This is a genomic window from Halomonas sp. 3A7M, from assembly GCF_014897875.1.
GTDB lineage: Bacteria > Pseudomonadota > Gammaproteobacteria > Pseudomonadales > Halomonadaceae > Vreelandella.
In genome coordinates, this window is sequence record NZ_JABUZD010000092.1 from 46947 (window position 1) to 60744 (window position 13798).

At 51.2% G+C, this 13798-nt stretch carries 11 protein-coding genes; 2 read left to right on the plus strand and 9 right to left on the minus strand.

Features of this window, described 5'->3' with window-relative positions:
• Positions 1-7: 7 nt before the first annotated feature.
• From tamB to INT19_RS08545, 4 genes are all read right to left on the minus strand, one after another.
• On the minus strand, positions 8-4015 hold the full coding sequence (tamB, locus tag INT19_RS08530) for an autotransporter assembly complex protein TamB (RefSeq protein ID WP_193060447.1): 4008 nt from the start codon (positions 4013-4015) through the stop codon (positions 8-10).
• A 9-nt stretch (positions 4016-4024) separates the two neighbouring features.
• On the minus strand, positions 4025-5878 hold the full coding sequence (gene tamA / locus INT19_RS08535) for an autotransporter assembly complex protein TamA (protein WP_089040870.1): 1854 nt from the start codon (positions 5876-5878) through the stop codon (positions 4025-4027).
• 70 nt (positions 5879-5948) lie between these two features.
• Positions 5949-6797, minus strand: a complete 849-nt coding sequence (locus INT19_RS08540; protein ID WP_089038385.1) for a hypothetical protein — start codon at positions 6795-6797, stop codon at positions 5949-5951.
• Positions 6798-6806: 9 nt separating this feature from the next.
• A complete protein-coding gene (locus INT19_RS08545; RefSeq protein ID WP_089038386.1) occupies positions 6807-8099 on the minus strand; it encodes a nucleotide sugar dehydrogenase in 1293 nt (430 codons plus the stop codon).
• Positions 8100-8264: 165 nt separating this feature from the next.
• On the opposite strand from INT19_RS08545, the gene ubiG reads away from it, so the two are divergent.
• Together ubiG and INT19_RS08555 are read left to right on the plus strand one after the other, a co-directional pair.
• Positions 8265-9008: a bifunctional 2-polyprenyl-6-hydroxyphenol methylase/3-demethylubiquinol 3-O-methyltransferase UbiG gene (gene ubiG / locus INT19_RS08550; RefSeq protein ID WP_193060448.1), complete on the plus strand. Its 744-nt coding sequence runs from the start codon at positions 8265-8267 to the stop codon at positions 9006-9008.
• Positions 9009-9674: an HAD-IA family hydrolase gene (locus INT19_RS08555; RefSeq protein ID WP_193060449.1), complete on the plus strand. Its 666-nt coding sequence runs from the start codon at positions 9009-9011 to the stop codon at positions 9672-9674. It abuts the gene before it with no gap.
• Positions 9675-9750: 76 nt separating this feature from the next.
• Here the strand turns inward: INT19_RS08555 and INT19_RS08560 are convergent, their stop codons facing one another.
• From INT19_RS08560 to tolA, 5 genes are all read right to left on the minus strand, one after another.
• Positions 9751-10512, minus strand: coding sequence for a YciK family oxidoreductase (locus INT19_RS08560; protein ID WP_193060450.1), 762 nt, complete (start codon positions 10510-10512; stop codon positions 9751-9753).
• A gap of 33 nt (positions 10513-10545) precedes the next feature.
• Complete coding sequence (gene ybgF / locus INT19_RS08565; protein ID WP_089038390.1) at positions 10546-11334, minus strand: tol-pal system protein YbgF; 789 nt, start codon at positions 11332-11334, stop codon at positions 10546-10548.
• Between the two features lie 84 nt (positions 11335-11418).
• A complete protein-coding gene (gene pal, locus INT19_RS08570; RefSeq protein ID WP_193060451.1) occupies positions 11419-11964 on the minus strand; it encodes a peptidoglycan-associated lipoprotein Pal in 546 nt (181 codons plus the stop codon).
• 46 nt (positions 11965-12010) lie between these two features.
• Positions 12011-13303, minus strand: coding sequence for a Tol-Pal system beta propeller repeat protein TolB (tolB, locus tag INT19_RS08575; RefSeq protein WP_089038392.1), 1293 nt, complete (start codon positions 13301-13303; stop codon positions 12011-12013).
• The coding region (tolA, locus tag INT19_RS08580; protein ID WP_193060452.1) for a cell envelope integrity protein TolA at positions 13303-13798 on the minus strand (496 nt) is incomplete at its 5' end. The genes tolB and tolA, both read right to left, overlap by 1 nt.

Consider the following 13798-nt stretch of genomic DNA (forward strand, 5'->3'; position numbering starts at 1 on the left):
CGCCCTCTTATTGCCGTGGATAAATCGTAGGGTCACCTGGCCGAGTAAATGTGTAGATTAAGTCGACGGCTTGATTTGCGCCTGATACTGCCTGCACATATAGATTGCGCCAAAGTGTGTAGCGTAATGTCAGTTCTGCAATGGGCGAGAAAATGCCAACACCGTAGCTAATCCGGATATCGTCGGTTAACTGCCCTGTCAGCACCACTTGGCTATTGTCACCTGCCCCAGTGGTATCCAAGGTCAAATCGCTAATACCAAACGCTTCCCCAATGGAGCCAACGGCTCCGCCTGTCTTACCGAGAGACATGCCGATTAAGGCGGTAGTAAGCGCACTATCAATCCCTCCTCCAGCAGCATCGGGTGCACGCCCCCTCAATAAATATGACAGCGCACGGGTTTCATCCATTGCTGGTTCTGAAAAGATCAGTAAGTTGGGCTCTTCTGCATTGCCACTAACACGAATGCCAGCAATAACCTCATCTTCCGTGATATCAGGATTACGAATTGCTTCGAAATCGAGAATTGGCAGCCCTGGAGGGCCACTGAATATCAGCTGTCCACGGCGAATCAGCAGATCCTGACTAAAGGCTTTAAAACGACCATTGATAAGGTTGACATCACCAAACAGCTGAAGTGCACCGCTGCCTTGACGAATTTCTAACGTGCCACCCAAATCAGAATTAAGCCCATATGCTGATATTTGCATATCACGGCCCAAGGTTAGTGTGATGAGCACATCAATGTCCATTCCTGATTGTGAAAGCTCATCAGCAGCGCTTGGCTCGCCATTGGCAGTCCGTTGCTGAGCCACTCGCTCAGCTTCTCGATCATCGCGCTCGGTGATAATGACTTCGTCAGAGCTTGGGCTAACAGCTGAGGCAGGAAGATCGCCAACTTCTAAGCGCGCCCATGGTAGATCGACATTGCCACGTACTTGCAAGCGATCCGGTGTTACACGAATGCGGATATCAGGCGCTGCTTCTAAACGCCCAAACTGTGGCAAAACGATTAATAATGGCTCCTGAGTCGCGTTAACATCGACACCAATACGCCAGTCGTCGCCTGCAGGAAAGTAAGCATCCCCAGCGATATTCAAGCGACCACGTTCAGCAGCAACAAAACCATTTATGTCCCCTTGTTCGCCGTCAAACGCAACGACCAGCTCGCCATCTTTGATATCGATAGGAATATCTGGGCCATGAACGCTTAGATTACGAAGCGCAAGCTGCCCCTGTAAATCGGGCTGACTGGTGGTTCCTGCAATTTGTATACGGCCATTTAAGTCGCCCTCTAAGCGATCCATGCCCACCACCAACGGGCGGTAAGGTGCTAAAGAAAGCGCTTGGGCGCTTAGCTCGCCACTAAGACCACCACGACCAAGTGGATCACTAATGCTGAGATCGAGTGCCAGCTCACCAGCATCTGCAAACGACAGTACAATATCGGCATCAGCTTGAGCCTGACTGGCGTCTAACTGCGTGTTTAAACTAATCACAGGAAGCTCTACGGGCTGGCCGTAATCGTTGACTGCCGTAATCGCTAACTCACTTAATACCTGAACATCGGCTTGCCACTGAGCCCCGCCTTGGCGCCAAGCTGCAACAATGTCTGCTGTCGTATCACCCTCAAAGCTCCACTCTTCTGGCAATAAAGGCTCGAGTGCTTCCATCGGCACTTCTCTGATGCTCAACACCGCGCGCCCTTGGTCGGCCGATGCGGCAATCTGTTCTTGCGAACAAACAAGCCCTCCTTCTTCGCGACGCACACAGAAAGGTGAGAGTTGCGCTTGGCCGTTAGCTAGGTTGTAACGAATATCAAGAGGGGCTTCTAAACGTAGATTGCCGAACTCGGAGTCGATTTCCAGCGGTGTTAGTTGGCCCTGGTACTGCTGCGCTTGTTGATCAAAACGCCCATCTAGCGCTACAAGTGCACGGCTTAGCATGTTATCGGCTTGGCCGTCGATACTGACAGTGAGTGCGTGCTGAGATAGGCGTCCGTTAAGCTCAAGGGCAATACTCGAAAATGCCTGCCCACCTGCATTGACTTGCTGCAAACCAAGGTTAATGTCTAGCGTTGGGTCTTCGATTCCCTCGATATTGCTGGTCAGTGATAACGTTTCAATACGGTTTTCGGCAAACTGCAAATCACGGCCAGTTAATTCGGCTTCCACCTTAGGTTGGCTAATGCTACCTCTGGCCAGAATATTACCTGTTAATGTCCCCGCTAAGTCTGGATGCAGCGTTTGTAATTGGCGCAATGCAATCTCGGTATCTAGCGACATTGCTTGCTCACTAACTTGACCAGAGGCCGTTAATCGGTTGTCTCCCTGAGTGAAAAGTAGTTCTTGGATATCTACTTCAAGCGCACTGTTAGCCTCTAAAGAGGCTTGAAGCGCCAAGGGATACTCCTGGAGCTCCCCAGTAATATCGAGGACTGGCAGGCTGACTTCCCATAGGTCGCCGGTTTGACGCACACTAGCGGTAATATCACCATTGAGATTGCCGTTGAGCTGTTCGACAAACAGCGATGGATCGAATTGATCCAGTTGGATGGTGGTATCAACCCGTAGTGACGAAGCCCAATTCACTTCCCCTTCACTACTCAGCGAACTGTCATTAATCGCTAGGGTTAGCGGCGTCCAGCGGAACGATGAAAGATCTCCGTTGCCACTGAGTCGAATATCGGTGGCCGGCACTTGCGGGCCTTGAGCGTTTAAGGAAAGCGTTGTCTGGTAGGCTTCCAAGCTGCCGCTAGCAACGATGTCTATATCTTCAACAACATAGGGTTCTGCCGATGACTCATCGCTACTAGGTTGTGTGAGGGGCCACTGTAGGCGGTTACTCTGCAGTCGTATATTGAAGGGTAGCGTCGGTGCCAGCGCATCGACTTGAGCCTCCAGTGTTGCATTAACGACACCGGCTGCCCCTAAACTGGCTGTCAGCTCATCTAGGGATCCTGACAGTTCCAAAACAAGCTCTTCGCCACTTAGCTCAGGAAATATTTCGGGTAAAAACAAGGTTGTCGTTAATCGAGCATCTAACGGATAGCTGCCTGATAATGTGGCGTTGGCTGTTAAGTTCGCCTCGGCATCAGGCGTGAGCAACTCTAATGAGCGGAGCGTTATTTGGCTGCCTTCGGCACTCGCAACCACGGCTAATCGTTCGACTTGGTAATCAACGGCTCCGCTGACAGTGACGTCAGTCACGGTGAAGGATGCTAAGTCGATATCAATGGGCAGCATTATTTCAGGTAGCTCAATTCGCTCCCGTGCTGCTAAGGCTTCGACCGCTTGACCTGGTTCTGCTATGACCGGTTGGGTAACCATAACCGCACCATCAATAGCAGATGCATGTAACGGTGTCTGGATACCTTCTGTCAGTTGGGTGCCTGCCGTGGGAGGCAAGTACACGGTTGGCTGCATGAGCGTGGTGGGCGCGATACTGACAAGATGTTGCTGCGCGGTAATCGCGGTTGAAAACGACTCCCAGCCGACGCGAGTTCCATCAGCTAGCTGCAGTTGGACGTTAGTGAACTCAACTGAACGTAGTTCAATAGGAAAAGGCAGTTGGATGCTAGGCATCCCATCAGATTCTGGTGAGTCTGGCTCCGCTTCAGTGCTCTCGCCCAAACGTATATCTGCGCCTTCTACATGAAGTTTGTCCAGGCAAAGCTTACCTGACAGCACACAATCTTCAGCCCAGGCCAGCTCAAGGCTGTCGACGTTGATGCGTGTCTCACCAAGCGATAGTTGAAAACCGCGCAATGCAAACTGGTCAAGCAGTGCGCCTTCTTGGTGTTCATACGTAAAGAAGCCCCGTTGCTCGCCTTGAGAAAACAGTTGACCTGTTCCCCAAGGGGAGAGCGCAACGCCGAGCAGCAGAGCGACCAGACCAAATAGCCAGAGTGGCAGCACAATGACTAACCGTACAAGACTCCACAAAAACAACCCAATGCGATGTTTAACTGAGAGCGGTTGACGCTTGATAGATGCCGCTTTTGCAACCTTAGCCAAAATGCTCTCCTAAAATTCCGGTCCGATGGAAAAATGCAGGCGCCAATCGTCTTCATCGTCAAATGGGTGTGCTACATCAAGTCGGATAGGGCCCACAGGGGAAATCCAGCGTACGCCAACCCCTGCGCCCGTCTTTAACTCTTCTGGCCCCCAATTATCGAAGGCATCTCCAGTATCGACAAAAGTTGCTCCCCACCAGTCGCCAGTCACGCGACGCTGGTACTCTAGAGTCGAGGTCAGCATTTGCTGGCCGCCACGTAACAGCCCTTCTTCATTTCGCGGAGATAGGCTTTCGTAGGAGTAACCCCGGACACTTCGGTCACCGCCCGCAAAAAAGCGTAACGAAGGAGGCAGTTTATCGAAATTATCTGTTTCGATAGCGCCGATACTTAGCCTTGCCGAAAAACGATTATCATCGCCAATGGTGCGAATCCATTCTGTGTCACCCGTCATACGCGCGAACTTGGCATCGGATCCCCATATCGTGTCTGAATACTCGAGCGATAATTGTTGCCTATCTCCCCAAAGCGGAAACCGCTGAGGACGCGTTCTTGTACGGGACCACTGAATGCCTGGATAAAACAGCAATACTTCATCTGAGACTCCCCCTTGGGTGAAGTCTTCATAGGTCGTACGGAAGTAAAGTGTTTGTACCCAGCGATTTTCAAACTCCCATCGACGAGCGATTTCCACGGTACCCTCTAACGATTGGGTATCGCCATCATCCAGGTTACGCACGCCATATTGCAGACGATAGCTATCGCGTAACGGATCTTCTAACGGGATATTGTAAGTCCCTGTGAAGCGCTGGTCGGGGGCTGAAACATACAGATCATGATCCAGGCTATGGCCAAAGCGGTTAATCCATGGCTGTTTCCAGCCAAAGCGCATGCGCGGCCCTACGTCAGTTGCAAAGCCAATCCCGACTTCAAATTGATGGCGATCGGCAGGCTCTACACTTACGTCAATAGGCAGACTGGTATCGTCCCGCTGAGTGACACTAAGTGCGCTGACAAGCGCTGCGCTGGACAGCCTAGGACGTTGAGGCTGCGATGCCGTTGCTTCATTCCACCACGGTGAGCTTCCTGTTGGCGGCGATAGGGTCAGCTCCCGCGCTGTCTCTAAGCGTGGTCGTACCGTCACAGAGCTGAACCATTCTGTCTCAGCTAAACGTTGATTATAGCGGGCTATCGATTCCGCTAGATAAGGCTCCCCTGCTTCAAAGGTCTGCATTTGAAGCAAACGCTCAGGTTCGATATGACTACCTGAAATAGTCGTATTGCCAAATTGATAGCGTGGGCCGCTGTCGAAATCCATATAGAGACGAGCGCTTTCAAGGTATGGCCTTATTTCCATTCGGCGGTCAGTAAACCCCCAGTCGAAATAACCACGCTCAAGTGCTAGGCCTGAAAACTGGTTGCGTAGGCGATCCCATGGGGCATGCCGTAGTGTATCGCCTTCCTTCAAGGGAAATGCATCGAGTGCTTCCTGAAACGGAGGGTCATCGCTTGCTTCACCGCTGATATTGACAGAAAGCACGTCGATTTTGACCGGCGAGCCGGGTTCTATGCGAAGTGTGATAGGTGAGCTATCAACATCAACCGTAATGTCAGGCTCGTAGTAGCCGAAAACGCGCATGGCTTCTTGCGCACGCTTACGTATTTCGCCTTCCAAACGGATATCGGTGTACTGATCTTCGTCAATGTTCTGTAAATAGGCATCAATATTGTCCTCTACTTCACTACTGACACCATCGATTGACGCGTTAAGTGCCCATACGGGAGCTGACCACGTTACAAGAAGCGGTAAAACCACCTCACGAGTCGCTTGTTTAACGGTAGGCCATCGCCGTATTCTTTCCATGCAGTTCATCCCTAACCAAATCAGCGACTCGGTGGCTTTATTACCCATTGCTTTATGCTGGTGACAATTGCTAGCGGAGCATCTCCATCTGAGCACTAAATGCCAGCTGGGCTTGCCGCACTTGACGGATATCACTCTCTAAGGTGTTTAATCGTTGCGCCCATTGCTGTTCAAGCGCTTGTAACGCTTCTTGAGTAGCTGAAGTATCAGTGCTGCTTAGCATTTCAAGGGTTGAGTTTACCTCAGTAAAACGCTGATCGACCTCTTCTTGCCATGCAGTAACATTTGTTACCAATTCGCTGTTTTCGTTTTCTAACTTAGCAATATCATCGAGTCGGTTGGTAGTCGCAGATAGGCGCTGCGACAGCATCTCTTCGAGGTAAGTTACCTCTTCTGCTAGATTTTGCCGCCCAGACATGCCCGCTTGCTCAAGTGAGTCAAGTGATGTGCGTATAGCGGCAAGCTGTTGGTCACGCAACGCTGCTTGTTCTTCCAACTGACTAATACGCTCAGCAATGCTGCTTAGGGCATCACCATTCACGAGCTCTTCGTTTGACGTCAAAAGACCGTAGAGTTCCTCACGGGTACGTGTCACCGCAACGGCTAATTGCTCCTGTTCTTGGAACAGCGTTGTCATCTGTGCTTGTACAAAGGCTATCGCATCTTGCGTGTCCGTGTCACCCGAGTCGAGTCTTGCATGAAGATTAGAGACTTCTCCACTTACTCGATGGACCTCTTCTAATAAGCGCTCTCTTTCATACCAAAGGCCCACCGCGGCGGCACCCAGCGAAATGATAATAAGCATCATCAATAACCACAATGGCCACAGTTTGGGCCCCCTGCGATGACGCAAGTGTTGTGCGGTCAAGCTTTGGTCCACATCGGGAACAATGCGAGAAGATGCAGTACTGTTGGGCATGACTTTTCCTCAATGCGTTGTGGGATCTGCTCGACGCCCGATTCCTCTATACCGTAAGCCACAGCTAGCCACGAAGGCTGGGTCATAAATATTTCGTCCATCCAGCACCAACTTAGCGCTCAATAACGAGGCTAAACGATGCCAGTCAGGGTTCCAATAAGTTTTCCACTCAGTCACCAGCATCAGTGCGTCAGCTCCTTCACATGCCAAGTATGGGTCACTGGTGAATGTAGTTAGATCGTTTCGGTCACCGACCGCGTTGAGCAGCGCGGGGGTTGCCGCTGGATCATGAAGATTTACCTTTACGCCTTGCGCCCATAAGGCAGCAAGGAGTGTCAGCACAGGCGCGTGATCGATTCGAGTGGTTCCTGGTTTAAAAGCGGCTCCCCAAATAGCAATCGTTTTGCCGGCTAAATCGCCCTCGAAGAGCGTCCAGAGTTTCCTAAATAACGTCTCTTTTTTCTGTTCATTGATGTCCATTACTTGCTCTAGCAATGCCGAATTACGACCACTGGCTGACTGAACATCAGCTAAGCGCATTAGGTCGCGAGAGAAATTGGGGCCACCAAAGCCACAGCCAGGGTATAAATATTCATAGCCAATTCGGGTATCAGCGCCCATACCTTGGCGTACATGTTCAACGTCAACTCCGAGCGTATCTGCAAGGCCTGCAATCTCGTTCATGTAGCTGATACGTGTTGCCAGCATGCCGTTTATAGCGAGCTTAGTCAGCTCAGCCGCTCTACAAGGCATACGCTGGAACACATCATTGCGGCGATTAAAGGCACGTAAAAGCTCGCGCGCCACCTGTTCACCGGTTGCATCGTCACAACCGAGCAGCCAGCGTGAAGGACGCGTAAAGGAGAGCCAGGCCCGCCCTTCTTCCAGGGTGTCAGGTAAGGCAACGCTACTGTGCTGGGGCCCCATAAGCGCGTGCAACTGCTCTGTTTCGCCTACTGGAAATGTTGAATTATTAATTAATACAGCACCACTATGGTGCTCAAATATAGGGGCTTCAAGCAGTGTCTTGGCCGCTTGGCGCTGATCGGGCGACAGAGCCAACCAGACCACATCAGGAGAGTGAGCCTGCTCTGGCGCTTCAATAATTCTCAGTGTTTCACTGGCTAACGCTTGTTCAATATGCGTCATTAACTCAGGTTCACTGCGCAGCCAGTCCGCCTTTAAAAGCTGTGGCCATGGTGCGCTTTCGTGTAGTAGCCACTCAACTTGATGGCCTACCCAGGCTAATGCTGCGGCGGCGGTAGCGGCACTTAGTTCACTTCCGTGGAGTAACACTCGCATTCATCACGCTCCCTGAGAAAATAAAAGTCGCGAAAATAGGGGGTTAAGATTCATGTCGCGTTCCTTTTCATGCGTTCCTTTCCAGGAGTGGTTAGAATGACATAATACTGAACGACTAGTTGGTTGCCACCTTCATGCCAACTTACCGACAATGGGAGTTAAAACATGCAAGCGATACCTCAGGATAGCACTACTCATCGCAACCACGACAATGTCGACGCAGCGGAAGTTGCGAAATTTGAAGCACTTGCTAGTCGTTGGTGGGACGCAGAGGGGGAATTCAAGCCGCTGCACGCTATCAATCCCTTACGCCTTGACTTTATTGACGCGCGTGCAGGCCTAGCCGGTAAAAAGGTGCTCGATGTCGGCTGTGGCGGTGGGATTTTAAGTGAATCAATGGCTCATCGAGGAGCTAGTGTTACCGGCATTGATCTTGGAGAAGCGCCTCTTAGCGTTGCCCGGCTACATGCGACAGAAAGCGGTGCATCGGTGGATTATCGACTGATAAGCGTTGAAGCGCTTGCAGCAGAGCAGCCAGGGCATTATGACATCGTAACCTGCATGGAAATGCTTGAGCATGTGCCTGACCCTGCATCGGTCATTCGTGCTTGCAGTGAGCTGGTTCGCCCTGGGGGTTATGTTTTCTTCTCGACCCTAAATCGCACCCCCAAATCGTATGCTTTTGCGATTTTAGGCGCTGAGTATGTGCTTAAACTATTGCCGCGCGGCACCCATGATTATGCAAAATTTATCCGCCCTTCTGAGATGGCCGCATGGGCGAGAGCCTCAGATCTTGAGATTAACGAACAAACGGGGCTGACCTATAACCCACTGACTCGTCACTACCGCTTGGTCGCAAACGATGTATCGGTCAATTACATGATGTATTGCCGGAAAGCGAGCCAATAAATGTCAACATCAATACCTGAAGCCATACTGTTTGATTTAGACGGAACTCTTGTTGACACTGCCCCTGATCTTGCTGAAGCAACGAATGCATTGAGACGGCATCATGGGCTGACACCACTGCCCTACGGGAAAATACGAGGCCAGGTTTCTAACGGCGGCAGTGCCTTAGTAACCTTGGCTATTGGTATCGAAAGTGGTTCTACTGAACACGATACGGCGCGGCAGTATTTGTTAGATAATTATGAACAAGCAGTTGCTGTTCACAGTCGGCTATTTGAACCCCTTGACCAATGGCTAGACCGCTGGCACTCAGCATCACGCTCGTGGGGAATCGTAACGAACAAACCAAGACGCTATACCCTTCCGCTGTTAGATGCATTGGCGCTAACGCCAGGGGCTCTTTTATGTGCAGATGATCTAGCGGTCAGAAAACCCGCTCCGGAGCCTCTTTGGGAGGCTGCGCGCAGGCTTAACGTGGCGCCACAAGCGTGTTGGTACGTCGGTGATCATATTCGTGATATGGAGGCGGCAAAAGCGGCGGGAATGACGGCTGTCGCCGTTGGCTACGGGTATATCAGTGAGGAAGACGATTATCAGCAGTGGCCAGCTGACTTATGGTTTGAAACCTGTAAAGACTTAGTCGATGCTCTGGCTGCTTTTCATTGATAGCGTTAATTGAATGAAAATGCCTAGAACATCGACAAGCGGTGCGGTACGTCAGAAAGCTATGGGCAAGATGCATTTATGCACGTGGTGGTTGAGCGTCAAACTTCTGGCCACTAACCCCCGTGCTGTCTGGCCCCATAAGCCATAAGTAAGTGGGCATAATTTCCTCAGGGGTACGCAGCGTCAACGGGTCCTCACCTGGATAAGCAGTTCGGCGCATTTGGGTACGTGTTGCCCCTGGGTTTAACGTATTGATCCGCACAGTAGACTGGTTTTCAAGTTCGTCAGCAAGCACTTCCACAAAACCTTCAGTGGCGAACTTTGAAACCGAATATGCCCCCCAGTAGGCCCGGCCTTTTCGTCCAACGCTTGATGAGGTGAAGACCACAGAAGCATCAGCTGACTGCTGAAGCAGTGGTAGCAACGCTTGGGTCATCCAAATAGGCCCATTGATATTGACCTGCATGACTTGTTCCCACAGCTCTGGATTGTACTGCTCAAAAGGCGTAATTCTGCCTAGCAAGCCAGCGTTATGTAGCAATCCATCTAAACGGCCAAACTCTTTGTCCAGCGTTTCAGCCATATCGTGAAAGTCTTTGAGCGTTGCGCCCTCAAAGTTGAGCGGAAAAATTGCCGGCTGTGGTCCGTCTTCTGCTTCAATTTCATCGTAGACACGCTCAAGCTTGGCTATCGTGCGGCCAAGCAGTATCACAGTTGCCCCATGGCGGGCGTAGGTAAGTGCCGCCGCACGTCCAATTCCATCACCCGCACCGGTTACCAACACGACGCGGTTTTCCAAAAGATTGGACGCAGGTTGATAGTCGATTTTGCAGCTCATGAGGTTTCCTTGATACAAAAATGTAAACAGACGTTATCCTGCAGACTGACGTAAAAAGTCATTGGCAAGCCCTGCCGCGCTACTCTGCGGGTAATCATCACGTACTTGTTCGAGCAGTTCACGACTGCGTTCAGCCTCGCCCTGCCGTGCTTTTACTAATCCTAGCTTATAAAGCGCATCGGGGACTTTACTGCTGCCGCTGTACTGCTCAATAACACGGCTAAATGATTCATCAGCAGCGCTAAGTTCGCCTTCAGCAGCATAAAGTTCTCCCAGCCAGTAATAGCCGTTAGAGGTCAGACTGCTGTCGGGGTGATCAGTGACAAAGGCTTTAAACGCATTGATCGCATCTGCGAATTGACGTGCTTGAACGTGGGCAAACGCTGCTTGGTAATCAGCCTGAGCGTCTTCACTGACGTTCCGAGCAGAAGGTGCGTTGGCAACTTGCTCTGCCGCCTCGGGCTCCACTGCAGGCGTCGATTGCTCAATTTGGCTAGGGCCGCTATTCATCAAACGATCTTCAATATCCAGGTACTGCTGCTGTGATTGCCGACGAAGCTGCTCTAACTGGTGTCGCAGCTCTTCAATTTGACCACGTAGCTGCTGGATCTCTGTCTGATGCTCTTGCACTTGGTTAAAGAGTACCAAGTTACCACCAGATGCTTCCTGGCGTTGAGTTTGCTGATAAAAGCCAGACCCGCTTGATAAGTCTTGAACGAGGGGCTGTTGACCAAAAGCTGTCAAGGGCAATACGGACAGCGGGAGCACAATGGCTCCCGCACCGCACAGCCTCTCAAAATAACGTTTGAGACTGTGATTCATGATGACTCCAATCATTACTTAGTTAGCGTACCTAGCGCCTAATAGCGAGTACTTGATGTTGAGCACCTAGGTACGCCAATGCCATCAGTAGTTAAAGACGACGCGACGGTTTTGAGAGTAGGCACTTTCACCTTGGCCGCTAGCAGCCGGACGCTCTTCACCATAGCTCACGACGCTCATTTGCGAGGGAGACACGCCTTGAATATTTAAGAACCGCTTAACAGCACCGGCACGACGCTCACCAAGGGCCATGTTGTATTCGCGAGTGCCACGCTCGTCGGTGTGGCCATGCAGAACAACTTGGGCGCTGGGATTAGCACGCAAATAGCGAGCATGAGCCATCACGACTGATTCGTAATCGCCCTTGATAGTGTCGCGGTCAAAGTCAAAATAGATAGTACGGACTTCTGGAATGCGTGAATCGGCTTGTTGACCAGCGCCTGCGCCAGAACCTGATGTAGAGCCATACTGGCCACCAGTGCCAACACCTGAGGTGCTAGTCCCTGTGCCGCTGCCATCCTGGCTTCCATAAGAGTCACCATCCTGGGTTCCGCCGGTGCTGGAACAGCCAGCGATTACTACGATAGATAGCGCTACTGCTAATGAGCGAGCCAACGGTTTAAGTTGCATAATCAGACTCCTTGCCTGAAAACAAAAAATGTAAACTTTTCGTCAATCAATTTAAAAAAGGTGACCACGCGGGATCGCGAACATCACCCTGCGCTGCGGGTAATCTAAATGACGAGCGGCCATCCGCTGAAACGGCACTTAACACCCCATTACTACCCTGTTGGGTAGCGAAGATTACCATGGTCCCGTTCGGCGCAACACTAGGAGATTCATCTCTTGTTGTTTCGCTTATTACAACAAGACGTCCCCCATCACGCTCCTGACGCGCAACTTGGTATCCACGGTTGGAGCGGTGAATTAAAAAGATTTGCTCTCCGTCAGGTGAATAGCGCGCGCGAGCATTGTAGTTACCGGTAAATGTAATGCGATTTGCTTCACCGCTACCTAGCAAGTATTCATAAATCTGTGGTCCACCGCTACGGTCAGAGGTAAACAACAAACTACGTCCATCGGGCGCCCAAGTTGGTTCGGTATCAATGCTACTGTTTTGAGTTATACGCTCTACTGAGCGATTACCGATGTCTAGGATATAAATTTCTGGTTGTCCATCTTTGGACAGCGACATAGCGATTTTGCGGCCATCAGGTGACCATGTAGGGGCACCATTAATACCGTCGAAAGAAGTTGCCTGTATCCGTTGCCCAGTTGAAACATCTTGAATATAGATAGCCGGACGCTCTGTTTCAAAGGATACGTATGCCAGCTTCCGGCCATCGGGAGACCATGCAGGTGACATAATCGGTTGGTCGGAGGTAAGCACTTGTTGACTGTTACGTCCATCCGCATCGGCCACATACAGACCAAATTGCATGTTATCGCCCAACCCTTGAGCGGTTACATAAGCAATTTTAGTTGAGAAAGCCCCCCGGATATCGGTAATTTCTTCAAAAATTTGATCGCTCATATAGTGAGCAGCACCACGCAAATCGTTCACATTTGCCGTGACCGTTTCGCCAATCATACGGCGCTGCCCACTGATATCCATTAACTCAAATTGAATCTGATAACCACTATTTGTCTGTTGTGCTCGGCCTACCACCAAATATCGAACATCAAGCGAACGCCAAGTGCCAAACTCAACGTCATCCGCCTGGCTTGGCCTATCAAACATGGCACTGCGTTCTAAGGGCGCAAAAAAACCGCTGCGCTCAAGGTCGTCCTGGATGATTTGAGCCACGTCTTCAGGCATGTTATCGCCGCCTGCAAAGGGAACGATACCAATCGGTAAAGCCTGGTCGCTCCCACGTGTTATTTCGATAGTCAGGTTTGCATTTGCAGTTGCATAACTACTAACGAATAGCAGTACGCAAAACAGCCACACTTTGCTTATGGTTTGCATCAGCGAACATCCCCCGGGGTAAATCGCAGATTAATTTGACGTAAGTTACGCTGCTGCTCTGCGGGCAAATCCCTCAGCTCGCTGAACGGAGCAGCGTGTTCAACAGCCTGCATTGCAGACCGATCAAAGGCACTATCACCGCTGGATGAGGCGATAGTGGTTAAAAGTACCTCTCCTGATGGGCCAAGCCTTACTTGAATCGTAGCACTCATTGCGTCACTGGCACCTGCTGGAATTAACCATGCCTGCTCTACCGCTCGACGCACAATATTAATAAAACCATTCGCTGCTTGCTGCGCCTGCTGTGCGTTAGCAGCAGCTTGGGCTTCCCCCTCTAGCTGACGCTGCATGGCCGCCTCGGCTTCCCGTTGGCGCTGCGCTTCTGCCTCGGCTTCACGCTGGCGCTGAGCTTCTGCCTCGGCTTCACGCTGGCGCTGGGCTTCTGCCTCAGCTTCACGTTGGCGCTGAGCTTCTGCCTCGGCTTCACGTTGGCGC